The following is a 22,718-nucleotide window of genomic DNA, read 5'->3' on the forward strand; positions in this document are numbered from 1 at the left end:
GCGTCCCATCGAGCGTGCGGGACGATCCCCTCGCCTGAGGCCCTGTGGTGCGGGGTGAAGCCTTACCCCTCGTCGGGCCAGTTGGAGAGAAGGAAGCGCTCGGCCTCCGGATTCCACAGCCCGTTGTGGGCGTCGACGATGTCGGCGAGCGTGGTGAAGCGCTCGTCTCCGGTCTTCTCACCCTGGGCGCGCAGCTCGTCCAGGGCGATGAGCGGCAGCGTGATGTGGGTGTAGATGAGCTTCTTGCCTCCGGGGATCTTGGGCAGGGTCAGCGTGGCGTCGGGTGCCGCGTCGAGGCCGCCGATGTGGGTCACCATGACGGCGGGGTCGAGGCGCCCGTCCGCCGTGAGCTCGAGCGACTCGATCATGTCGTCGGTGTTGCCCCCGGTGGTGCCCATGACGTGCGTTGAGTTGTAGTGCACGTCATAGAAGTTCATAGGTGCCGAGAAGTTCTTGTCGGTGGGGCCGGCAAAGAAGTTGAGGCAGCCGTCGCGCCCGAGGATCGCGCTGCACAGCGTCACGACGGGTGCGACGGGAGCGTAGCAGAGCACGTCGTCGTAGCCCTTCCCGTCCGTGATGGCCCGCAGGAGGCCGGCAGGGTCGTCCGTCTCGCCGGTGTTCGCGAAGTGCACCTCGACGCCCTCCTCGGCCTTGATGGTGGCGGGGTCGAAGAGCTGGGCGGCGCGGTCGAGGCGCTCCTGGTTGATGTCGGCAACGGTCAAGATGGCCGGCTTGCGGCCGCAGTGAAGCGCATAGGTGATCGCGCCCAGGCCCATGGGAGCCATGATCATGGGCCCGCTCGCTGGTTGGCTTATCAAGCGTTGGGACGCGTGGGCCAAGACCTGGACACCCGCCGGCTTCGAGATGCTCGTGGACAACTTCTCGCTTGGCATCATCGGTCTCCTGCTGACCATCTTTAGCTTCTTTGCCGTGGGACCCTTCATGGGAGCGATCCTTACCGTCCTCATGGCGGGCGCGCAGATCCTTGCCGAGCACGGCCTGATGCCGCTTCTGGCCGTCTTCATTGAGCCCGCCAAGGTGCTCTTCCTCAACAATGCCATCAATCACGGCATCTTCAGCCCCATCGGCATGCAGCAGGTCGAGGAGGCCGGCCGCTCGATCATGTACATGCTCGAGGCCAACCCCGGCCCCGGCTTGGGCGTTCTTCTTGCCTATGCCCTCTTTTGCAAGGACGACAGCACGAGGCAGTCTGCCCCCGGTGCCATAATCATTCACTTCTTTGGGGGCATCCACGAGATCTACTTCCCCTACGTGCTCATGAACCCCAAGGTCATCATCGCCCCCATCGTGGGCAACGCCTGCGCCATCCTGTGGTTCTCCCTGACGGGATGCGGCCTCGTCGCCCCGGCGTCTCCCGGCTCGATCATCTCGTTCATCGCGATGTGCCCGGCCGACAAGATCGTGTTCACGCTCATCGGCGTGGCCATCGCCGCCGGCGTCTCCTTCGTCATCGCCATGCCGATCGTGCGCACGGCCGACGTGAAGATCGAGGGTACGGACGAGGCGGGCTTTGAGCTTCCCCGGACCACCGTCGATCCCACGGCCGTTCTTGCGGGCGTCTCCACCGTCGTGTTCGCCTGTGACGCGGGCATGGGCTCCTCCGCCATGGGCGCCACCCGCTTTGGCAAGCGCATCCAGCAGCTGAGACCTGACATCACGGTCGTGCACAGCTCCGTCGACGAGGTCCCCTCCAACGCGGATGTGGTCGTGTGCCAGAAGGCCCTTGCCGAGCGCGCCCGTCAGAGCTCTCCCGCGAACGCTCAGATCGTCGTCATCAACAACTTCATGAAGGACCCCGCGCTTGACGCGCTGGAGTCCCAGCTTACCGTTAACGTGGCCGAGCAGCCCGCCGCCAAGGCGGCAACCGAGGCAGCCTCCGCAGCCATTGCCACAGACGTCAAGGTCGCCGACAAGGTCATGGTCCCCGAGGGAGTCCGCCTTGGCCTGACGGGCACCGATCGCGAGGAGGCCGTGCGCGCCTGTGGCCAGGTCCTCGTCGAGCAGGGATGCGTCGACGAGGAGTATGTGGAGGCCATGGTCGAGCGCGACCGCGAGGTCTCGGTCTACATCGGCAACGGCGTCGCCATCCCGCACGGCACGAACGAGGCCAAGCGCCACATCAAGAGGACGGGTGTGGTGGCCCTGCAGTACCCGAACGGCATCAAGTTCGCGGACGGAACCGCCTACGTCCTCTTTGGCATTGCCGGCCTGGGCGACGAGCACCTGGAAATCCTTGCCAAGATCGCAAGTGCCTGCGGGGACGAGAAAATGGCCTCCGCACTGAGCACCTCGACGAGCGTCGATGATTTCCTGAGGATCCTGAACTAGAGGAAACCGCGTGAGGCCCCGTCGCGAGATGACGCACGCGGCGGGGCCTTTTTCATGAGAATGCATGCTGAGACGTCGCGCCGTTTGCGAGATGGCAGGGGTAGTAGGATTCGAACCCACATTCCGGGCACCAAAAACCCGTGTCCTAGCCATTGGACGATACCCCTGTGTGCCGTGCGACAGCAGGATTGTAACAGAGGCAGAGGCTATGTCTCGTCTCGCGTCTCGAGACTCGTGCTGAGCAGGGCGTCTACGAGCTCGACGTCTTGGGGGTCGTGCGAGCCAAGGGGAAGGCCGCAAGCCTCGAAGAAGTGGCTGCCCGCGAACTGGCGGGCGCGGAAGGACTCGTGAGCGCCGTCATCGAGATAGCGGACGCGACTTCGGCAGTCCGTGGTCCCGCAGAAGAGGATGCCGCGCGTGCGTACGTAGGACAGATAGATCTCATCGTCGCTCCAGAGCAGGGCACCTGCGAGCCCCTCGAGCTCGTAAGCCACGGCATAGCCCTGCCAGGTAATGGTGCGCAGACGTGCGTAGCGATCGAGCAGGGAGGCCATGCGGGTCACGCGGTGCAGCGTGGAGTGCGCGTCGACGAGAAGCGCATCGTCTGTCACATGGAGCCTGAGCCCCCGAAGCTTCTCAAGGGCAGCCGTTCGCTGCGCCCCCTCGAGAAGTACGGCGGGAATGGAGAGCTTGAGAGAGTCGTCCGAGAAGAGCTCCAGAGCCGAATGGGCCTCGGGAGAGCTGAAGGCGGGCGAGGCGCGCAGGATGAGCGAGTCGTGCGCGTGCTGGACGTGGCACTCCATACCCTGCTGAGAGAAGCTCTCTCGCATGGCGTCGGCCCGCTCGTTTTCTGCGGCCCTCGAGGAGGAGAGGATCTCGCGGGGCTGTCCCATGCGAAGGAGATAGAGATCGAAGAGGGGGACGGGACGTTCGACCGCATCGAGGGACGTGGGATAGTAGACCGTCCTGCGAAAGAACTCCGAGACGGCCCGCCTGCGTCCCGCGGCCTTTTCGTAGAGTTCCACGAGGGTGCCTCCCGTGGCGGGTCCCGAGGTGGAACCCTCTCGAATCCCCACGATTCCATCGGCCACGTAGGGAGGAAAGTCTCCCTCCTCGACGCGAATCACGGCGACGCCTCGCCCGTCGTCCGTGGGGTCTGCGAGGAAGCGCACGTCGAAGCGGGGGACGGGGGAGACATGCCTGCGACAGAGCTCGCCAATGGTCTGGCTGAGGTCTGCGGAGGGGCGGGAGAAGGGGCAGACGGACTTGTCGGCGTCAGCGATGCCGATGACGATCCATCCGCCGCGCGAGTTGGAGAACGAGGCGATGATCTTGGGAATCTTGCGCCGTACCGAGGCCGTCCAGGCGACCTTGAACTCGAGCGCAAAGCCCTCCTCGGCATCCCGCAGCTGGGAGAGATCCTCCCGGCGCACCTCGGCGAGCTCCTTGGGGGCTTCGCCTGCGTCATGAAACGGGCTGAACATGTCTGTGTCCTTCCGCGACTCGGCCTTTGGACATGAGAGCCGAGGGGCCTTGCTACAGCTCCAGACGGTCGAAGGCGACGCAGATGGCGTCGAGCAGCAGCACCGCGAAGGTCTGTGCGTCGTTCATCGTGAAGGCCGCCTTGCCTACGGGCAGCTCGACGCGGGCGGCGCGCGGATTGGTCGAGGAGCTCTGAATGGCGGTCTGCAGCCTCAGCGGGAGCGTGTCGGTGTCGTCGAGCGCAACGTTGCCCACGCCGGCAGCCTCGCCTGCGGGCAGCGGGGTGGACGAGAGCACGATGAGCGCGCGCGTCTCGGCGCTAGCGTCGGCGGGAGCGTCCACGAGCTCGATGCCGCAGTTCTCGACCGTGGCGTGGGCGAGGTTCCAGATGCGCCCGGCGACGTTGCGTGAGATGGGGTCGCTGGCGGTGATGGCGATGCCGGCGTCCTCGAGCACGCTGGCGGCGCGGGCGAACCCGATGCCACCCTGGGGATGCGGTCCCGCGGCGGGCTTTCCGGCCCAGACGTGGCGCAGCCGCTCGATGGCATCGAAGGTGTCGGGGAAGGCCATGCCGTCCGCGAGCGCGCCGACGCTCTCCTGGAAGAGCTTCACGGCCGCCTCGGTGTGGACGCCGTAGACGCCGTCGGACTCACCGCAGGAGAACCCCAGGATGTTGAGGCGCTCCTGCAGCTGATGGACGTCGTTGCCGTGAAAGTTGGGAAGGCGCAGGTAGAGTGTGCGGTCTCCCAGCTGGTAGCACTCGTCGACGAGCGTGGCCCACGTTGGTGCGTCCACGACCTCGCCGAGCGGGAGGTCGTGGTCAAGGCGAAAGCGCGCCACGGCCGTGGCGGTGGAGTGGCCGAAGAGCTTCTCGGCGCGCTCGTGTGCGTCCATCTTGTAGCTCAGCGAGCCCAGGCGCTCCTGTATGTCCTCGACGGCAGCACCTGATGCCCCCTCGTGAATTACTTCCATGTTGCCTCTCCTGTAGTGGGTGGGGTGGGGGCGGACCTAGTCCGCGCGCTCCACGAAGAAGTCTGCCATAGAGCAGAGCAGGCCGCACGCCTCAGCCGTGATGTGGCCTGCCTCGGCGAGCGCACGGGACTGCTCGGCGGCGGCGTCGGCGCGCTCACGGGCGAGCGCGCGGCACCGCCCGAGGCCACCGCCGCGCCCGATGAGATCGACGGCACGTGCGAGCTCTTCCGCGCTCGTGGTCTGGCTGCCGAGAAGCGCCACGAGCTCCGCGCGCTCGGAGCTCGCCAGATGCTCGAGCGCCCAGACGACGGCGAGCGTGCGCTTGCCCTCGGTGACGTCCGAGCGGAAGTCCTTGCCCTGGATTTGGGGGTCACCGACCAGATTGAGCAGGTCATCGGTCAGCTGGAAGGCCGCCCCCGCCGCGAGGCCAAGCTCGAAGAGCCCCTGGGCCGCAACCTCCGAGCCGCCCGCGGCAAGCGCGCCCGCACGCAGCGGAATCGCCGCGGAGTACCACGACGTCTTGCTGTCGACCATGTAGAGGTAGTCGGCGGAGGTGACGTCCCAGCGCTCGTCGCGCGCCCAGCCCAGGTCGAGGGCCTGTCCCTCGAGGGTGTGGCGCTCCATGCGCACGAGCTCGCCCAGCACGCGCAGGCGGCGCTCGGGCTGGAGCGACTCGTCGTCGAGCACGACCTCGAAGACGCGGGCCAACGCGAGGTCGCCCGCGTTGAGGGCGCACCCCGTCCCCTCGCTCACGTAGAGGCAGGGCTCGCCGCGTCGCAGCTCGCTCTTGTCGGCGATGTCGTCGTGGATGAGCGCGGCGCTCTGGAAGAGCTCGATGGCCACGCCGCAGGAGAGCGCGTCGGCGGCCCGACCGCACACGGCCTCGGCGCCGAGCAGCGCGAGCACGGGGCGCACGCGCTTGCCGCCGGACGCGGTGAAGCGCTCGAGCGGGGCGTAGAGGTAGCGCTCGAGGTCATCGGCCGTGCCCCCGTCCGCCTTGGCGAGCGGGTGTGCGACCGTTCGAGTGAGGGCCTCCTCGACGACGGGGAGCTTCTGGGCGAGATAGCCGACAAACGCGCGCGAGCGTGCGGACGGTGCCTGCGTCATGGGCGTCCGCACCTATCCCTCGTAGCCGTCGGGGTTCGTGGACTGCCATCTCCAGGAGTCGTGGCACATGTCGTCGATGTCGTAGCGCGCCTTCCAGCCCATCTGAGCCTTGGCCTTGGAGCAGTCGGCGTAGTTCGACGTGACGTCGCCCGCGCGGCGGGCCTCGATGACGTAGGGAATCTCCTTGCCGCAGGCGCGGCCGAAGGCGTGGATGATCTCGAGGACCGAGGTGCCGCGACCGGTGCCCAGGTTGAAGACCTCCACGCCGGTGCGGCCGTTCATCCAGGCGAGCGCGGAGGCATGACCCGTGGCAAGGTCGCAGACGTGGATGTAGTCGCGCACGCCGGTGCCGTCGGGCGTGTCGTAGTCGTCTCCAAAGACGTGGACGGCGTCGAGCTTGCCAATGGCGGTCTGGGCGACGTAGGGCACGAGGTTGTTGGGGATGCCCTTGGGGTCCTCGCCCATGAGCCCCGAGGGATGCGCTCCGATGGGGTTAAAGTAGCGCAAGAGCACGACGTTCCACTCCGGGTCGGCGGTGTTGAGGTCGGTGAGGATCTGCTCGATCATCCACTTGGTCCAGCCATAGGGGTTGGTCGCCGGCTTCTTGGGGCTGGCCTCGGTGAGGGGCAGGGAGTCAGGGTCGCCGTAGACGGTGGCGGAGCTCGAGAAGATGATGGACGTGCAGCCATGCACGCGCATCACGTCCACGAGGGTGAGCGTGCTGCCGATGTTGTTGGCGTAGTACTCGATGGGCATGGAGACGGACTGGCCCACGGCTTTGAAGCCCGCGAAGTGAATCACGCGGTCGATGTGGTGGGCGTCGAAGATCTTGGTGAGAGTCTCGCGGTCGTTGACGTCCGCCTCGTAGAAGGTGAGGTTGGCCGCCGCCTGCTCGCCCACGATGGTCGCGATGCGGTCGAGGACCCTGGCGGATGCGTTGGAGAGGTCGTCGACGATGACGACCTGGTAGCCATCCTGGAGCAGCTCGACGACCGTGTGGCTGCCGATGAACCCGGCACCGCCGGTGACAAGCACGCAGGTGTCAGCGGGGGCGATCTTCTCGCTCATGGGAGTCCTTTCGGTTGGGACGCGCAAACTAACAAAAGAGTATACGACCTGCGTGTGTTCGTCGCGTGCGATGCGAGGGGCTGCTGGTCTGGCTAGACTGATTCTGTCAAGGGAGCGGCAGTCTGCCGGCCATGCGAGACGGGAGCGCGACGTGGCCAAGGACGCCAAGCAGTTCGCCCTGGACATGCATCGGAAGTGGCGCGGCAAGATCGAGGTCGTGAGCCGGGCCGCCATCACCACGCCCGAGGTGCTGGCCGTGGCCTACACGCCGGGCGTCGCCCAGCCGTGCCTTGAGATCCAAAAGGCCGTTGATGAGTCCTATGCCTACACGCGCCGGGCCAACCTCGTGGCCGTGGTCACGGACAGCTCGGCGGTGCTCGGCCTGGGAGACATTGGCCCCGAGGCCGGCATGCCGGTCATGGAGGGCAAGTGCGCCCTGTTCAAGACCTTTGCCAACGTGGACGCCTTCCCTTTGTGCATTCGCTCCCATGACGCGGACGAGATCGTGCGCACCATTGAGCTGCTCGCTGGCAGCTTCGGTGGCATCAACCTGGAGGATATATCGGCGCTGCGCCACTTCGAGATAGAGCGCCGCCTGCGCGAGGTCTGCGACATCCCCCCGTCTTTCACGACGATCGGCATGGGACGGCAGTTGTGAGCTGCGCCGCGTTGATCAACGCATGCCGCCTCACGGGGCGCAAGATGGACACGGCGCGCTCCATGGCACCTGACCCCATCGTCTTTGCCTGCGCGAACCCCGTGCCCGAGATTATGCCCACCGAGGCCCTGGTCGCCGGTGCCGCCGTGGCCGCGACGGGTCGCTCGGATTTCCCGAACCAGATCAACAACGTGCCGGCGTTTCCGGGCATCTTCCGCGGGGCGCTCGACGTGCGTGCCTCAGTCATAAACGACGGGATGGTGGAGGCTGCCGCCTATGCCATCGCGGATCTGGTGGACGATGCGTATCGTGCCTCCGACTATGTGATTTCGGGCGTCTTCGACGAGCGCGTGGCCCCATCCGTCGCCGCCGCGGTCGTCGACGCCGCGTGCAGGACGGGCGTGACGCGGGCGTAGGGTTTGAGAGCTCGTTTTTACGAGGGCTACTTTGCCGACCATACCCGAACGCCCGATTCAGGGTCAGAATCGACCCCGATTAGGCGTTCGGGTATGATTGCTCGAGTGGCTACCCCACCGTCTCCGTGTATCGTGAGGAAGCTTGAGGGAGCGGCCGTGAGAGTGACGATGAAGCCGGGCGAGGACCCGGCGGAGTATCGCGCCTGCGCGCGCAAGAAGCGCTATGCGAGCCGCGTGGAGGCGATCAAGGCCGCCGAGCGCAGCTCAAAGCGCAGGGACGCCCCCAAGATCTTCGTCTACGAATGCTCCTACTGCGGCGGCTGGCACCTCACGCATCGGCGGCCCAAGAAGTAGGGCGCACTTTGGGGCGGGCCTATGCCTCGTGCGGGGCGGCCATGGTATGACGTGCCTCGAGGGACGCGGAAAGCTTCTTCGCAGGCCGCTGGGGCGCGCGGTTCACGATGACGATGCCCGCGCTCACCATGACGAGGGCAATCGCAGCCACGACGGGATCGAGCACGTGGGCCTCGCCCAGCAGAAGCGCGGAGAGGATGACGCCGGCGACGGGGTTGATGAACCCAAAGACCGCCACGCGCGAGACGGGGTTGCAGGCGAGCGTTATGGTCCACAGCGAGTAGGCCGCCGCCGAAATGAATCCCAGGTAGACAAAGAGTGCCACGGCGGGCAGGGGGCGTGCGGGGTCGACGGGAGCCACGTGTCCGCCAAGTCCCAGGCCACAGGCCAGCATGACGGCGCCCGCCAGGGCGAACTGCCAGCCGCTCAGGAGCACGGGGTCATGGTCAGCCGAGAAACCCTTGGCCAGGTTGCTCGAGACTGCCGCGCAGACCGTGGAGAGCAGCACGAGGCCCTCGCCGCCCAGCGAGAAGGACAGACCCGCCCCCGGCGCGCCCACGATGTTGACCAGTATCACTCCGGCGAAGCCAACGGCGCAGCCCAGGACCTTGCGGCTCGTGAGGCGCTCCGTGCGAAACACGATGGCGGCGAGAAGGACGCAGAGCAGCGAGTTGCTCGCCTCTATGATCGAGCTCGTTACCCCCGAGGTGCGCGAGAGGCCGATGTAGAACAGGCTGTACTGCGCGATGGTCTGGAAGAAGGCGAGTGCGCCGATGGCGTGCCAGTCGCGCCTTTTGGGTACGAGGGCGTGTCCGCCTGCCATGCTCGTGCCCACGATTACCATGACGCCCGCTAACAGGAAGCGCGCCCCCGCGAACGCGATGAGCGACGCGAGGTCAGACGATTGGATTCCAAACAGCTCGTAGCCGATTTTTACGCAGGGGAAGGCCGATCCCCACAAAAGGCAGCTCACTGTGCACGCGGCCAGCACGCCCGGTGTTGTCGACAAGGACTTCTGAAACTTCGTGGTGCCCACTCCCAAAACGTAAAACTGAGGCTCTTCAGTCAAAGTGTAACCTAACAAAGTGTCTGATATACCTTATAAAAAGTAAGATATAGCACGTGCACATGAGCTTCTTATCGGGGATGCCCCTCGTCGCGGCACGTCGCTGACGAGAATCGCGCGCACTCGAAGCTGAAAACCCTTCGGAGGCTGCGGCCGCGGCCCCCGATAGCTACGCCGTGAAGTAGTCCACGCCGCCCTCGATGAGGGGCTGGTAGGAGTTGCCGGGCACGTTCTGGTAGAGCCCGCGTCCGCTGCGCTCGCTGTGGCCCATCTTGCCGAGCACGCGCCCGTCGGGGCTCGTGACGGCCTCGATGGCCAGGACCGAGCCATTGGGGTTGACGTCGAGCGCCATGCCGGGCTGGCCGTTTTCGTCCACGTACTGCGTGGCGATCTGCCCCCTGGCGGCGAGCCTTGCCACGAGCTCAGGAGATGCCACGAAGCGACCCTCGCCGTGGGATATCGCCACGTTGTGGACGTCACCGACCTCGCAGCGAGAGAGCCAGGGCGAGAGGTTCGAGGCCACGCGGGTGCGCACCAGACGGCTCTGGTGGCGGCCGATGGTGTTAAACGTCAGCGTGGGGCAGGTCTCGTCCATCGGGCGGATGTCGCCAGAGGGGACCAGGCCGAGCTTGACGAGCGCCTGGAAGCCGTTGCAGATGCCCAGCATGAGGCCGTCGCGGCTCTGCAGGAGGTCGCGCACGGCCTCGGTGATCTCGGGGGCGCGGAAGAACGCGGTGATGAACTTGGCGGAGCCGTCGGGCTCGTCTCCGCCGGAGAAGCCCCCGGGGAGCATGACGATCTGGCTCTGGCCGATCAGGCGCGCGAGCTCATGGGTGCTCTCGGCGACGCTCGTGGGCGTGAGGTTGTTGATCACGAGCACGTGGGGCTCGGCACCGACGCGCTCGAAGGCTCGGGCGGTGTCGTATTCACAGTTGGTGCCGGGGAAGACCGGGATCACCACGCGCGGATGCGCCACGTGAAGGACGGGCGTGGGACGCGTGGCCCCCTGCGCCGTGAGGTCAAACGAGACGCGCTCGACCTTCTCGCCAGGCGCTCGGTACGGGAAGACCGGCTCCAGGGCGCCCTCCCAGGCCTCCTGCAGCTTACAAAGGTCGATGCGCTCCTCGTCGACCACGAGCTCGTAGGCCTGGGTCGTGGTGCCAAATTGGGAGAGCGCGACGTTGCGGGCGACCTCGGGCAGCGCGGCGTCGTCGGAGAGCTCCACGAGAAAGCTGCCGTAGGAGGGACAGAAGAGGGCCTGCGCGCCAAAGGCAGGAGCCACCTCCAGGCCCAGGAGGTTGCCCACACACATCTTGAACACGGCCTCGGCGGCCCCGCCGTAGCCGACCGTGGAGACGCTCAGCGCATCGCCGCGCGCGATCATGTCCTCGACCAGCGAGAACGTGGCCAGAAGCGCATCGGAGTCGGGCGTGAGGCCGTCTGCGGCGTAGTCGGGCACCACGACCAGCACGCGATGGCCCGTGCCCTTGAACTCGGGGGAGACCATGCGGTCCACGCGCGCGAGCCCCGTGGCAAACGAGACGAGGGTGGGAGGCACGTCGAGGTCCTCGAAGCTGCCGGACATGGAGTCCTTGCCGCCGATGGCGCCGATGCCCAGGTCGACCTGGGCCATGAGGGCGCCGAGAAGGGCTGCGGTGGGCTTACCCCAGCGATAGGGGTCGTCGCGAAGCTTCTCGAAGTACTCCTGGAACGTGAGGTAGAGGTCCTCGTGAGCAAAGCCGGTTGCCACCATGCGGCAGACGGATTCGACGACGCTCAGGTAGGCGCCCGTGTACGGGTTGGCGCTCATGAGGTAGGGGTTGAAGCCCCAGGCCATGCCGGAGCAGGTGGTGGTCTCGCCGTCCACGGGGAGCTTGGCGACCATGGCCATGGTAGGCGTGAGCTGCGTGCGCCCGCCGAAGGGCATGAGGACCGTGGCAGCGCCGATGGTGGAGTCGAAGCGCTCGGAGAGTCCCTTGTGGGAGGCCACGTTGAGGTCGCAGACCAAGGAGCGCATCTTCTGTGCGACCGTGTCGCCCACCCAGGTGCGCGAGAACTCCCGGGGTGCGCTCACGTGCACGGAGGTGGACTTGGGGGCCCCATTGGAGGCCAGGAACTCCCGGCTCACGTCCACGATCGTGGCGCCGTTCCAGCTCATGCGCAGGCGCGGCGCGGCCGTGACGGTGGCCACCGCGGTGGCCTCGAGGTTCTCCTCGCGGGCGTAGCCCAGAAACTCGTCGACGTCTGCGGGGGCCAGGGCCACGGCCATGCGCTCCTGGCTCTCGGAGATGGCGAGCTCGGTGCCGTCCAGGTCCTCGTACTTCTTGGGGACGAGGTCGAGGTCGATGTCCAGGCCGTCGGCCAGCTCGCCGATGGCCACGCTTACGCCGCCCGCGCCGAAGTCGTTGCAGCGCTTGATGAGGCGGCAGGCATCCTCGCGGCGAAAGAGGCGCTGGAGCTTGCGCTCGACGGGGGCGTTGCCCTTCTGGACCTCGGCGCCGTCCTTCTCGAGGGACTCGACCTTGTGGGCCTTGGATGAGCCCGTGGCGCCGCCGATGCCGTCGCGGCCGGTGCGCCCGCCGAGAAGCACGATCACGTCGCCGGGGGCGGGGCGCTCGCGGCGCACGTGCGAGGCCGGCGTGGCGGCTACGACGGCGCCGATCTCCATGCGCTTAGCCACGTAGCCGGGGTGGTAGAGCTCCGCGACCTGCCCGGTTGCCAGGCCGATCTGGTTGCCGTAGCTTGAGTAGCCGGTTGCGGCGGTGGTCACGAGCTTGCGCTGCGGGAGCTTGCCTGGGAGCGTCTGAGACACGGGGAGCGTGGGGTCGGCCGCGCCGGTCACGCGCATGGCCTGGTAGACGTAGGAGCGCCCCGAGAGCGGGTCGCGGATGGCCCCGCCGATGCAGGTTGCCGCGCCGCCGAAGGGCTCGATCTCCGTCGGGTGGTTGTGGGTCTCGTTCTTGAAGAGGAAGAGCCAGTCCTCGTCGCGTCCATCTACGTCCACCGTGACCTTGACGGTGCAGGCGTTTATCTCCTCGGACTCGTCGAGGCCGGTGAGCTGCCCGGTGTGGGCGAGCCACTTGGCGCCGATCGTGCCCATGTCCATGAGGCAGACGGGCTTGTGGTCGCGGCCGAGCTCGTGGCGCATCTGCAGGTAGCGGTCGAACGCGGCAGCCACGACCTGGTCGTCGAACTGGACGTGCTCGAGCGCCGTGCCAAAGGTGGTGTGGCGGCAGTGGTCGGACCAGTAGGTGTCGATCATCTTGATCTCGGTGATCGTGGGGTCGCGGTGCTCGCCGGCAAAGTACGTCTGGCAGAACTGGAGGTCGGCGAGGTCCATGGCCAGCCCGCGCCTCTCGATGAAGGCGGCCAGGGCGGCCGCATCGAGCGCGGAGAAGGCGTCGAGGGTCTCCACCGGCTCGGGCTCAAGATGGCGCGCGGACAGGGTGGCGCGCGGCTCGAGCGAGGCTTCGCGGGCCTCGACGGGGTTGATCACGTAGCGCTTGACGGACGCGACGTCGGCCTCGCTCAGGGGGCCCTCGAGCACGTAGACCCTGGCGGAGCGTACGAGGGGCCGCTCTCCCTGGCTTATGAGCTGGATGCACTCGCTCGCGGAGTCGGCGCGCTGGTCGAACTGGCCGGGGAGAAACTCCACGGCAAAGACCGTGGCGCCTACGACCTCGGGAATCTGGGGGCTGACGTCGTCGGTCTGCGGCTCTGAGAAGACCGTGGGCACGCAGGTCTCGAAGAGCTCGGAAGAGATGCCCTCAACGTCATAGCGATTGATGATGCGCACGTTGGTGAGGGCGCTGATGCCAAGGAGCCCCGTGAGCTCGCGCTCGAGCGTCCTGGCCTCTCCATCGAATCCGGGCTTCTTCTCCACGTAGATGCGAGAGACCATACGTTGCTACCTCCTGGGGTGCCGTGGGTGATGTCTGTAATTTCGTATTCTACGGCAACGCAGGAGGTCGCGGGCCGTGAAGCAAGGCAGGGCGTCAGGCCTCGTGGCCTAGCCGAGCGCGACCAGGGCGCAGAGAAACGCGGCGCTGGTGAGGGCGGCTACGGCGTCGCGCGTCCGCAGGCGCTGCTCGTGGAGGTGGGTGCGCCCGACCCCGCCCTCGTAGCAGCGGGCGTCAAGCGCGCGCGAGAGCCCCTCGGCGTGGCGCAGCCCACTTGCGAGCAGGGCCACGACCACGGGCACGATCGAGCGGACGCGCTGGATGACGCCCCCCTCGTCAAAGGCGCCGCCGCGCAGCGACTGCGCCTCGATGATCGCCGAGGCCTCGTCGGCGAGCGTGGGCACGAAGCGCAGCATGAGCGAGAAGACCATCGCGATCTCGTGGCCGGGCAGGCCCAGGCGCGACAGGGGAGAGAGCATGCGGTCAAAGGCGTCGGAGAGCTGCGTGGGCGTGGTCGTGAGCAAGACGAGCGAGCCCACGAAGAGGGCGAGGGCAAAGCGCGTCGTGTACAGGACGGCGGCCCACACGCCCCCCGAGGTGAGCGCGAGGGGGCCGAGCGCGACCACCACCTCGCCGGTGCGCACGAAGACGAGGTTGAAGAGGGAGAGCAGGGCGAGCACCGCGAGCAGGGGACGCGTCGAGGCCAGGATGCGGCCGGCGGGGATGCGCGCGAGCGCGAGCAAGAGGGCGGTGAAGGCGGCGCCGGCCACGAGCTGCGCGGGGTTGGAGATGCAGAAGAGACCGACCAGGACGGGAAGCGCGCAGCAGAGCTTGGCGCGGGCATCGAGCGCGTGCAGGGGGGAGCTGGCGGCGTAGTACTGGCCGACCTCTATGCGCAGGGCCACGAGGATCCCCCTTCCGCGAGCGCGTCCACGAGGGCCGCCGTGGTCAGGGGGCGCCCAAGGCCGGTGACCCCGCGTCGCGCGAGCTCTCCGGCAAAGCGCAGCGAGCGCGGCACGCCCAGACCGGCGCTGGTGAGCCTCTCGGCTCCCTCGGCCGAGAAGACCTCGGCGGGGGTGCCCGCCATGAGCACGCGCGACTGGTTGAGCACGATGACGCGGTCGGCGCGGGCCGCGTCCTCCATCGAGTGGGTGACCTGGACGAGCGTGGTGCCCTCATCGCGCAGACGCGCGAGGACCGAGCGCAGGAGCGCCCGCCCGCGGGGGTCAAGGCCTGCGGTGGGTTCGTCGAGGATGAGCATGCGAGGCTTCATGGCGAGGATGCCCGCGAGCGCGCAGAGGCGGCGCTGCCCGCCGGAGAGCGTGAACGGCGAGGCGTCGCGCCGGTCGGAGAGCCCCACGAGCTCGAGGGCCTCGGCGGTGCGCCGGCTCACCTCCTCGGGAGAAAGACGCAGGTTGTGGGGACCAAAGGAGACGTCCTTCTCGACCGTCTCGGCAAAGAGCTGGCGCTCGGGGTGCTGCATCACGTAGCCCACGATGCCCCTGACCTCCCTGCGCCCGCGACGGGTCGCGGTGTCGATTCCGCAGACGCTGACGCGCCCGGCGTCCGGCGTCTCGAGACCGCAGAGTAGCCGTAGGAGCGTCGACTTGCCCGATCCGGTCTGGCCCACGACGGCCGTGGAGGTGCCGGCGGTGACCTCGAGCGAGACGTCGTCGAGTACGTGTGCGCGCGGGCCGTACGAGAAGCTCGCGCGCTCGACGCAGATGACGGGCGCGGCGACGGGTGCTGTGGGAGTCGCCTTCGCCGCGGTCGCGGCCTTCTTGGCCCGGAGCAGTCCCCCCCCGTGCGCGAGAACCTTCGCGGCGACCTCGTCGGCGAGGACGGCCTCGTCCACGGTCCTGTGCACCCGCAGCCCCGCGTCGACGAGTCGTGACGAGAGCGCGGCCGCAAAGGGCATCTCGAGCCCCAGGTCAGCCAGGCGCGCCCCGCCCGCCGAGAAGACCTCGGCTGGCGTGCCCGCAAGCGCCACACGCCCGTGGTCGAGTACGATGACGCGGTCGGCAGCCAGGGCCTCGTCCATGTAGTGAGTCACGTGCACGAGCGTCGTGCCCGCCTGGGAAAGGCGCCCCATCACGTGCAGAATGGACCGGCGCCCGCGCACGTCCAGGAGCGAGGCGGGCTCGTCGAGCACGAGCACGGCGGGCTCCATGGCGAGCGCGCCCGCAATGGCCACGCGCTGCTTCTGGCCGCCCGAAAGACGCGTGGGATCGGCCTGGGCGTAGTCGTCGAGCGCGACGCGATGCAGCTCACGCGCCACGCGCGCGGCGATCTGGTCGCGGGGCAGACCGAGGTTCTCGGGACCAAAGGCCACGTCGTCCTCGACAATGCTCGTGACGATCTGGTCGTCGGGGTTCTGGAACACGAGGCCGAGCGAGCGCCGGGCGCGTCGGTAGGCCTCGAGGTCAGGCGTGCCACCCGTGCAGACGTGCTCGTCGACGAGCTCGACGTCGCCCTCGTCGGGAGCCAAAAGGCCGCAGATCACGGAGGCGAGGGTAGACTTGCCCGAGCCGTTTGCCCCCAGGACGCAGAGGCGCTCGCCGCGCGCCACCTCGAGGGAGACGTCATTGAGGGCGACGTGGTCGCCTCCGTAGACGAGGCGCACCTGGGAGAGCCTGAGGGGGGCAGCTGCGGCCACGTTCTTCTCGCTAGGCGCTAGGCGGAGAGGGCCTGGGAGAGGGGCCGCTGGACGAGGCCCGTGACCACGCAGTTGAGGATGATCTTTATCAGGTTGAAGGGAAGCAGGATAGGCACGATCATGGCGATGACGTCGGCGATGCCGACCGCCGTGTAGAGGGGCGTTACGACGAGGTTGCACAGGATGGAGGCCACGAGTGAGACCAGGCCGCCCACGACCATGCCCACTACGAGGCCGCGCGTGCCCCGGACGCGGCGCGCCACGAGCGCGGCCGGAAGGATGAGCGCGAGATTGGCGACGATGGCCATGAGGTGGCCCCAGACGTTAAACGAGAAGAGGGTCTTGAGCACCCAGGGGAGCACGACGACGATAGCTCCCGTGCCTGGCCCAAAGGCGAGGGCGGCCACGAACGCCACGATGCCCGAGGGGTCGTACTCGAGCCACGGGGCAGGCGGGAAGATGGGAATCTCCACGAAGGTCATGATGAACGAGAGCGCGCAGAGCAGCGCCGTCACGGAGATGCGCCGCGTGGGCCAGCCACCTCGACGCGTGGTCGCGTGGGTGTCGTGTTGCGCATGTGGGGGGATGGCCATGATGGTCTCCGTTTCTTCCATCCGGACTGTCACCGTTGGTCCTGGAATCGCACCAGGTCAGCCGCTGTTTTAGCGGGTCGCGGACTTCGAGCGCATGGGCTCGTTACCGCCAGTGGGGAGTTGCACCCCGCCCTGAAACCGACAGGGCGAGTGTAGCACGTATCGCCCGCGGCCGCGCTGCTATACTGGCAGACGCTGCTGTTTTTCGTTGAAGGGAAGCGTGTATACAAGCATGTCCGAGAGCGACATACCTCTTGCCTGGACCCTGCGTTCCATCGTGGGCGAGGAGAACGTGCTCGTAGACGAGCCCATGAGCGGGCACACCACCTTTCGCGTGGGCGGCCCCGCCGACCTTTTGGTGACTCCGGATGACTTCGATGAGGTCCGCGACGTGCTGCATGCCTGCGAGGACGCGGGTGTGGAGCGCTTCGTACTGGGGCGCGGCTCGGACCTCCTGGTCTCCGACGAGGGGTATCGCGGCGTCATCGTAGCCCTGACCGAGGGCCTCGTGGGCGTTGCCGTCGAGGGAACGCAGATGTGCTGCCAGGCGGGCGTCGACCTGCGCGAGGCCTCCGAGATGGCCTGCGAGCTGGGGCTCTCCGGACTTGAGTTCGCCTGCGGCATTCCGGGGTCCGTGGGTGGGGCGTGCTTCATGAACGCGGGTGCCTACGGCGGCTGCGTCGCGGACGTGCTCAAGTGCGTGCGCGTGCTCATGCCGGACGGTACCCAGGAAACCATTGACGTCTGCGACCTGAACCTGGGCTACCGGCAGAGCCGCGTGCACGACGAGGGGCTCGTGGTGCTCTCGGCCACGTTTGCCCTGACGCGCGGAGACACCGAGAAGATTCGCGCCACTACGGACGATCTCATGCGCCGGCGCGAGGAGAAGCAGCCGCTCGAGCTTCCGAGCGCCGGCTCCACCTTTAAGCGTCCCGAGGGCCACTACGCGGGCAAGCTCATCCACGACGCGGGCCTCATGGGCTACCAGGTGGGCGGCGCTGCGGTCTCGAAGAAGCACGCGGGCTTCGTGGTCAACGTGGGCGGCGCAACGGCGGCTGACGTGCGCGCCGTGATCGGACACGTCCAAGAAGAGGTCGAGCGCCAGTTTGGCGTGCGGCTTGAGACCGAGGTGCGGTTTCTGGGGTAAGGGCGATGGGGTGCCGGCGCAGTTGCGCAGTTTCGGCCTTTGACGCACGTTTCCCAAAAACTGAGTGTAGCTTGGCGTCTCAACACGCACTCTTTAGATCTTAAATAGAAGATTTCACAATAAATGGTTATATCGATATTAAAGAGGTATAGGTAAAAACTTCGTCGCTATTTTATTCTGCATATTTTTCTCGCGTGAAGGTAAAGTCCGCAATCAACGTGCGTATCGAAGGCTCAAACTACACGCGGAAATCAAAAAACGTGCATCGAAGGCCAAAACTGCACACATGGCTTCCTCGACCACCTAGTTTTTCAGTGAGTTGAGCGGTGCGGGGAAGCGTCCACCGCGGTGGGCCAGCACAGTGCCGGCAAAGCTGCTGATGGGCATGACCGGGGCAGAGCCAAAGAGGCCTCCGAACTCGAGCACGTCACCGGACTCGCGTCCAATGGCAGGGATGAGGCGCACGGCGGTGGTCTTGGTGTTGATCACGCCGATGGCCATCTCGTCGGCAATGACGCCGGCGATGGTCTCGACCGAGGTGTCTCCCGGCACGGCAATCATGTCCAGACCCACCGAGCACACGCTGGTCATGGCCTCGAGCTTCTCGATGGAGAGGGCGCCGTCCACGGCCGCGCGAATCATGCCGGCGTCCTCGGACACGGGGATGAAGGCGCCTGAGAGGCCCCCCACCGACGAGCTCGCCATGACGCCGCCCTTCTTGACGGCATCGTTGAGCAGAGCCAAGGCACAGGTGGTGCCCGGTCCGCCGCACTCGCCGACGCCGATGATCTCCAGGATCTTGGCAACCGAGTCTCCTGCCGCCGGCGTCGGGGCGAGCGACAGGTCCACGATGCCCTTCTCGACGCCCAGGCGCCGTGCGGCCTCGCGGCTCATGAGCTCGCCGGCGCGCGTGATCTTGAAGGCGGTCTGCTTGATTTTCTCGGCGACGTCCATGAGGCTTGCGGATTCCGGCAGCTCGGAGAGGGCCGCCGCCATGACGCCGGGACCTGAGACGCCCACGTTGATGACCGCGTCGGCCTCCCCCGAGCCGTGGACGGCCCCTGCCATGAAGGGCGAGTCCTCGACCATGTTGGCAAAGACCACGAACTTGGCCGCACCGTAGCAGTCGATGTCCTGCGTGCGTCGGGCGCACTCGAGGATGGTTTGGGCGGCGAGCAAGACGGCGTCCATGTTGATGCCCGCGCGCGTGGAGGCGACGTTGAGCGACGAGCAGACGCGCTGGGTGCCGGCGAGGGCGTCGGGGATGGAGGCGATGAGCTTGCGGTCGGTGGCGCCGATGCCCTTCTGCACGAGCGCGGAGAAGCCGCCCATGAAGTCGATGCCCAGGGCCTGGGCGGCGCGGTCCATGGCACGCGCGATGGGTGAGAGGTCCTCGTCAGGACAGCAGGCCGCAATCTGGGCGACGGGCGTCACCGAGACGCGCCTGTTGGCGATGGGTATGCCGTACTCGCTCTCGAGGTCGTTGGTCGTTTTCACGAGGTGCTCAGCCGTATGCGTAATGTGGTCATAGACCTTGTCGCAGAGGCGTCCCATGTCCTCGTCGGCGCAACCTGCGAGCGAGATACCCATCGTGATCGTGCGAAGGTCGAGGTTCTGCTCCGAGACCATGGACAGGGTCTCGGCAACTTCCTGCGGGGTGATGTCCACGAGGGGGCCTTTCGTTAGGACGGCTGGGCGCGTCTCATTATAGGGGAGGCGTGGGCGTGGACAGACTTTGAGAAACCCCCGCGCAACGGGGCCCGTTCCGGATGCTTCGGGTATCCTGAGAGCCTGACCAACTGTTCAAAGAGAGGAACCGTACGTGGGAGAGGGCAACAAAGCGACACCGGTCGTCGCGTTCTTTGACGTGGACGGCACCCTTACGGATCGTGGAAATGACGACGGCTACGAGGTCATGCCCACCGCGCGGGTCCAGGAGGCCATCCATGCCTTCGTGGAGCAGGGAAACGTCGCCGTGGTATGCACGGGCCGCAGCATCCTCGGCGTGAGGGGGCTGCGCGACATGCCCTTCTCGGGGTTTGTGACGCTCAACGGGACGCACGTCATCCTGGGTGACCAGGTGATTCTCAACCACGTCATCCATGCCGACATGCTCTCACGGACGCTGGAGGAGATGCGCCGCGTGGGCATGGAGGCCCTCATCGAGGGCACCTATGGAAACGTGCTGGTAAGCGGTGTTTCCAGTGACATGGAGCAGATGCGCATGCCGAGGATCGAGGATTACGAGCGCGCGGGCGGACGCATGGAGTTCGGCAAGATCGACTTCATGGACTCGAGCATGGACGCCTACCGCGCGAGCGAGTTCCTCACGAGCTGCTACACCTACTTCAACGTGGGAGACGGCTACCACGAGCTGTCCATTCCCGGCACGAGCAAGGGGATTGGCGGCCGCGCCCTCATCGACGCGCTACCGTTCGAGCCGTCACGCGTCTACGCCTTCGGTGACTCCGAGAACGACCTGGGCATCCTGGCCGAGGCCGACGTTGCCGTGGTGATGGAAAACGCAAGCGACGTGGTCAAGCGCCATGCCGACTACGTAACCGACCACGTCCACGACGATGGGGTGGTCACCGCGCTAGAGCACTTCGGCCTGATCTAGCCTGCCAGGTTGAGGTTTTCGCACTCCGGGTACTTCGATTCATGCGAAAGCAAACTCGCCTCTTCTGCATAAAATTTTCTCGCTAACAGGTTCTTTTTGGGACGTGGTGCATACTTTTGTGATTTGCGGCCGCAAAAGTCAGAGATGCGGGAGTTGGCAGGCGGCCATGCGGCAACCGGCCATGCGGCGTCTCACGCGTCGACGACCTCCGGCACGGCGAGAAGCGCGTTGAGGTAGAAGATGCCCTTCTCCGCGCCCACGTGGAGCGTCCCGCCGTAGCGCCGCACGATGCCGCGCATCGAGCGCATGCCAAAGCCGTGGTTCGACTGGTCGCCCTTGCTTGTGACGGGGAGGCCGCTCTGGAAGAGGGGCTGGTGGGCGTACCAGTTCTCCAGGTTCACGGCCACCATGCCCCCGCGTCGGCGCACCGTGAGGGTGATGGTGCGGCGCTCGGGGTCGTCCACGGCGCGCACGGCCTCGATCGAGTTGTCGAGCGCGTTGCCAAAGAGCGAGTAGATGTCCGAGGGACCCATGAAGTCGAGTGCGCCTCCGTCGGCGATGACGGACAAGACGATGCCCTCGCTCGAGCAGGCCAGGCTCTTCTCGGTGAGTATCGTGTCCAGGGCCTCGTTGCCCGTCTCCACGACGGAGTCGTAGATATTGACCTCGCGTGCGATGTCGGCGAGTGCCTTGCGGTTCACGGTTTGCTCCCCGTCGGAGAGGTGGCGTATCTGGTGGCGGATGTCGTGACACTTGATGTTGATGGCCTCTATGTTCGCACGCGAGAGGCGATACTGCCGGTCGCGCTCGGCCAGGAGGCGCTCAGTCTCGGCCTTCTCCTCGCTCATGCGCTTGGCATAGAGGATCTCGTATTCGGCGAACAGCACGAACACGCAGATGGCGGCATGCAGAAGCCTCAGCAGAACCAGGTAGGAGAAGACGGTCCCGAACATGGCCACGCCCTTGATGACCACGTCGAGGCCGATGATCATGCAGATCGTGATGGCGAACATGAAGAGCATGAGCTTGTTCTCGACGACGATGAGCCCGTTCTTGTCGATGCGGCGCACGAACCCAAAGTAGGTGACCGTGTAGGCGAGCGCGGGCACGCCCAAGGAGACGATGAGCCCCAGGGGCTCGGCGAGCACGTCGCCGGGGCGGCCGTTGATGAGGTACTGGGCGAGGATGGTGACGCCGCTCGAGAAGTTCTGGATCGTGTAGCCGGCCGTCGCGCAAAAGAGCGCCTGCCATGGGCTCGCGTCGTAGGCGAACACGATGAGGCCCACGAAGACGGCGAGAAGCACGCTGAACACCAGAAAGGCCTGCATAGTGTCGAGCCCGGTCACCAGGCCCGTCGCCAAGGGAACGACGGCCAGGCAGAGCAGAAAGGCCATCACCAGGGCAAGGCGCAGCGTCGTGGTGGGACGCCGGGGGAGCCTGCGACACAGAAGATAGATGGGGATGACGAGCTGGGCCAGGATCTCGAGCGTCCAGTAGCTTGAGAGAAACTCCCTCATCTGCGTCCGCCCAGATAGTCGGTTACGGTGTCCATGACCTCGCGTTTGCGGGTGCGTGAGACGCGCAGCCGGTCTCCCGAGCTCATCTGTAGGTAGTCGTTGCGGATGAGGGAGACCTTGTCCATGTTGGCGAGGCAGCTCTTTGAGACGCGCACGATCGGGGCGTCGGTGAGCTCCTCCTCGAGCTGGCCGAGCGACCCGCGTGCCTCGAGGGGCTTCTCGCCCTCGAGGTGGTAGGTCAGCCGATGGCCCATGACCTCAACGAACACAATTGAGCCGAGCGCAATCACGCGCACGCCGTCCTCGGTGGGCACCATGACGGAACGCCCGGAGTTCTGACTGAGGGCGCGCAGCACGCGGTCCAGGTTCATGGCCACGTTTCCGTAGGTCGCGGGCTTGACGATAAACCCGAGCGCGTCGACCTCATAGCCGCGCACGGCGTACTTGGCGAGGTTGGTCACAAAGACGAGCGGTGTCGTCTGGTCGTACACGCGCAGCAGCTGGGCGGCGTCCATGCCGCTGATCCCCGGCAGGTCGATGTCAAGGAAGCAGAGGTCATAGTGGCTTTTGTCGGAGAGCATCTCCATGGCGGAGGCGTGCCGCGTGATGTGGAACTGGACGTGACGCGCCTCGCCGTAGCGACCGACGAGCTCGCTCAGCCGGTCTGCGTCCTCGGATTCGTTCTCCACGATGAGTGCTCGATACATGGCATCTCCCTTGGCGCGCTCCCTGGGGGGGCGCGAGTCTTCTCTTGTCTAATGTAACATGCGGCAAACGGGAGCGGTGACGCGCTAAGTGTCGGCAATCTTTTCTA

19 protein-coding genes, 1 tRNA gene and 1 riboswitch are annotated in these 22,718 nt (G+C 66.5%); of the genes, 6 read left to right on the forward strand and 14 right to left on the reverse strand.

All coding sequences use genetic code 11. From position 1 onward, the window contains the following. Positions 1-62: 62 nt before the first annotated feature. Entirely contained in the window at positions 63-791 is a 729-nt protein-coding gene (locus tag INP52_RS01535) for a zinc-binding dehydrogenase (protein WP_228478367.1), read from the reverse strand. On the opposite strand from INP52_RS01535, the gene INP52_RS01540 reads away from it, so the two are divergent. After that, entirely contained in the window at positions 757-2,349 is a 1,593-nt protein-coding gene (locus INP52_RS01540; RefSeq protein WP_228478368.1) for a PTS sugar transporter subunit IIA, read from the forward strand. The two genes, INP52_RS01535 and INP52_RS01540, sit on opposite strands and share 35 nt — an antisense overlap. 92 nt (positions 2,350-2,441) lie before the next feature. Here INP52_RS01540 and INP52_RS01545 read toward each other — a convergent pair. The 5 genes from INP52_RS01545 to galE form a co-directional block, all read right to left on the reverse strand. Then, positions 2,442-2,516 (reverse strand) — tRNA-Gln (locus INP52_RS01545). A 39-nt stretch (positions 2,517-2,555) separates the two neighbouring features. Next, a complete protein-coding gene (locus INP52_RS01550) occupies positions 2,556-3,833 on the reverse strand; it encodes an AlbA family DNA-binding domain-containing protein (protein WP_194371796.1) in 1,278 nt (425 codons plus the stop codon). Positions 3,834-3,885: 52 nt separating this feature from the next. After that, complete coding sequence (locus tag INP52_RS01555; RefSeq protein WP_194371798.1) at positions 3,886-4,803, reverse strand: peptidoglycan-binding domain-containing protein; 918 nt, start codon at positions 4,801-4,803, stop codon at positions 3,886-3,888. Positions 4,804-4,839: 36 nt separating this feature from the next. Beyond that, positions 4,840-5,910 carry a polyprenyl synthetase family protein gene (locus INP52_RS01560; RefSeq protein ID WP_194371800.1) on the reverse strand — a complete coding sequence of 357 codons (1,071 nt, stop codon included), beginning with the start codon at positions 5,908-5,910 and terminating at the stop codon, positions 4,840-4,842. Between the two features lie 12 nt (positions 5,911-5,922). Further along, positions 5,923-6,978, reverse strand: a complete 1,056-nt coding sequence (gene galE, locus INP52_RS01565; protein WP_194371802.1) for a UDP-glucose 4-epimerase GalE — start codon at positions 6,976-6,978, stop codon at positions 5,923-5,925. Positions 6,979-7,129: 151 nt separating this feature from the next. Here galE and INP52_RS10235 point away from each other — a divergent pair, with 151 nt between their 5' ends. The 3 genes from INP52_RS10235 (at position 7,130) to INP52_RS01575 (ending at position 8,406) form a co-directional block, all read left to right on the forward strand. Then, positions 7,130-7,636 carry a hypothetical protein gene (locus tag INP52_RS10235; protein ID WP_332307365.1) on the forward strand — a complete coding sequence of 169 codons (507 nt, stop codon included), beginning with the start codon at positions 7,130-7,132 and terminating at the stop codon, positions 7,634-7,636. A 44-nt stretch (positions 7,637-7,680) separates the two neighbouring features. After that, on the forward strand, positions 7,681-8,052 hold the full coding sequence (locus INP52_RS10240; RefSeq protein ID WP_332307366.1) for a malic enzyme-like NAD(P)-binding protein: 372 nt from the start codon (positions 7,681-7,683) through the stop codon (positions 8,050-8,052). A 156-nt stretch (positions 8,053-8,208) separates the two neighbouring features. After that, the gene (locus INP52_RS01575; RefSeq protein ID WP_194371804.1) at positions 8,209-8,406 is read left to right on the forward strand and encodes a hypothetical protein; all 198 of its coding nucleotides are present in this window, start codon (positions 8,209-8,211) and stop codon (positions 8,404-8,406) included. 19 nt (positions 8,407-8,425) lie between these two features. Here INP52_RS01575 and INP52_RS01580 read toward each other — a convergent pair whose 3' ends face one another. The 5 genes from INP52_RS01580 to INP52_RS01600 all read right to left on the reverse strand — a co-directional run bounded on the left by INP52_RS01580 (position 8,426) and on the right by INP52_RS01600 (position 16,620). Beyond that, positions 8,426-9,415 (reverse strand): DMT family transporter, encoded by a 990-nt coding sequence (locus INP52_RS01580; protein ID WP_194371806.1) that lies wholly within the window; start codon positions 9,413-9,415, stop codon positions 8,426-8,428. 226 nt (positions 9,416-9,641) lie between these two features. Continuing rightward, positions 9,642-13,373, reverse strand: a complete 3,732-nt coding sequence (locus tag INP52_RS01585; RefSeq protein ID WP_194371808.1) for a phosphoribosylformylglycinamidine synthase — start codon at positions 13,371-13,373, stop codon at positions 9,642-9,644. 108 nt (positions 13,374-13,481) lie between these two features. Next, positions 13,482-14,276, reverse strand: coding sequence for an energy-coupling factor transporter transmembrane component T family protein (locus INP52_RS01590; protein WP_194371810.1), 795 nt, complete (start codon positions 14,274-14,276; stop codon positions 13,482-13,484). Next, positions 14,261-16,027, reverse strand: a complete 1,767-nt coding sequence (locus INP52_RS01595) for an ABC transporter ATP-binding protein (protein ID WP_194371812.1) — start codon at positions 16,025-16,027, stop codon at positions 14,261-14,263. The genes INP52_RS01590 and INP52_RS01595 overlap by 16 nt, the downstream gene beginning before the upstream one ends. Before the next feature lie 17 nt (positions 16,028-16,044). Continuing rightward, positions 16,045-16,620, reverse strand: coding sequence for an ECF transporter S component (locus INP52_RS01600; RefSeq protein ID WP_194371814.1), 576 nt, complete (start codon positions 16,618-16,620; stop codon positions 16,045-16,047). Positions 16,621-16,625: 5 nt separating this feature from the next. Then, a riboswitch (FMN riboswitch) is annotated at positions 16,626-16,764 on the reverse strand. An 88-nt stretch (positions 16,765-16,852) separates the two neighbouring features. Between INP52_RS01600 and murB the strand changes: the two genes are divergently transcribed. Then, positions 16,853-17,767 carry a UDP-N-acetylmuramate dehydrogenase gene (gene murB, locus INP52_RS01605; protein ID WP_194371816.1) on the forward strand — a complete coding sequence of 305 codons (915 nt, stop codon included), beginning with the start codon at positions 16,853-16,855 and terminating at the stop codon, positions 17,765-17,767. Positions 17,768-18,070: 303 nt separating this feature from the next. Here murB and INP52_RS01610 read toward each other — a convergent pair whose 3' ends face one another. Further along, positions 18,071-19,435: a PFL family protein gene (locus tag INP52_RS01610; protein ID WP_194371818.1), complete on the reverse strand. Its 1,365-nt coding sequence runs from the start codon at positions 19,433-19,435 to the stop codon at positions 18,071-18,073. Positions 19,436-19,589: 154 nt separating this feature from the next. Here INP52_RS01610 and INP52_RS01615 point away from each other — a divergent pair, with 154 nt between their 5' ends. Next, on the forward strand, positions 19,590-20,387 hold the full coding sequence (locus tag INP52_RS01615; protein WP_194371820.1) for an HAD-IIB family hydrolase: 798 nt from the start codon (positions 19,590-19,592) through the stop codon (positions 20,385-20,387). Positions 20,388-20,578: 191 nt separating this feature from the next. Here INP52_RS01615 and INP52_RS01620 read toward each other — a convergent pair whose 3' ends face one another. Together INP52_RS01620 and INP52_RS01625 are read right to left on the reverse strand one after the other, a co-directional pair. Beyond that, the gene (locus tag INP52_RS01620; protein ID WP_194371822.1) at positions 20,579-21,904 is read right to left on the reverse strand and encodes an ATP-binding protein; all 1,326 of its coding nucleotides are present in this window, start codon (positions 21,902-21,904) and stop codon (positions 20,579-20,581) included. Beyond that, positions 21,901-22,611, reverse strand: coding sequence for a LytR/AlgR family response regulator transcription factor (locus INP52_RS01625; RefSeq protein ID WP_194371824.1), 711 nt, complete (start codon positions 22,609-22,611; stop codon positions 21,901-21,903). The genes INP52_RS01620 and INP52_RS01625 overlap by 4 nt, the downstream gene beginning before the upstream one ends. Between the last annotated feature and the right edge of the window lie 107 nt (positions 22,612-22,718).

This window comes from Thermophilibacter immobilis (assembly GCF_015277515.1).
Classification (GTDB): Bacteria; Actinomycetota; Coriobacteriia; order Coriobacteriales; family Atopobiaceae; genus Thermophilibacter; species Thermophilibacter immobilis.

What these genes read in the sequence shown, in the direction of transcription:
- INP52_RS01555 (WP_194371798.1), bottom strand. Translation starts at nt 4,803, where the DNA reads ATGGAAGTAATTCACGAGGGGGCATCAGGTGCTGCCGTCGAGGACATA.
- INP52_RS01620 (WP_194371822.1), bottom strand. Translation starts at nt 21,904, where the DNA reads ATGAGGGAGTTTCTCTCAAGCTACTGGACGCTCGAGATCCTGGCCCAG.
- INP52_RS01535 (WP_228478367.1), bottom strand. Translation starts at nt 791, where the DNA reads ATGATCATGGCTCCCATGGGCCTGGGCGCGATCACCTATGCGCTTCAC.
- galE (WP_194371802.1), bottom strand. Translation starts at nt 6,978, where the DNA reads ATGAGCGAGAAGATCGCCCCCGCTGACACCTGCGTGCTTGTCACCGGC.
- INP52_RS01625 (WP_194371824.1), bottom strand. Translation starts at nt 22,611, where the DNA reads ATGTATCGAGCACTCATCGTGGAGAACGAATCCGAGGACGCAGACCGG.
- INP52_RS01585 (WP_194371808.1), bottom strand. Translation starts at nt 13,373, where the DNA reads ATGGTCTCTCGCATCTACGTGGAGAAGAAGCCCGGATTCGATGGAGAG.
- murB (WP_194371816.1), top strand. Translation starts at nt 16,853, where the DNA reads ATGTCCGAGAGCGACATACCTCTTGCCTGGACCCTGCGTTCCATCGTG.
- INP52_RS01600 (WP_194371814.1), bottom strand. Translation starts at nt 16,620, where the DNA reads ATGGCCATCCCCCCACATGCGCAACACGACACCCACGCGACCACGCGT.
- INP52_RS01560 (WP_194371800.1), bottom strand. Translation starts at nt 5,910, where the DNA reads ATGACGCAGGCACCGTCCGCACGCTCGCGCGCGTTTGTCGGCTATCTC.
- INP52_RS10240 (WP_332307366.1), top strand. Translation starts at nt 7,681, where the DNA reads ATGGACACGGCGCGCTCCATGGCACCTGACCCCATCGTCTTTGCCTGC.
- INP52_RS01550 (WP_194371796.1), bottom strand. Translation starts at nt 3,833, where the DNA reads ATGTTCAGCCCGTTTCATGACGCAGGCGAAGCCCCCAAGGAGCTCGCC.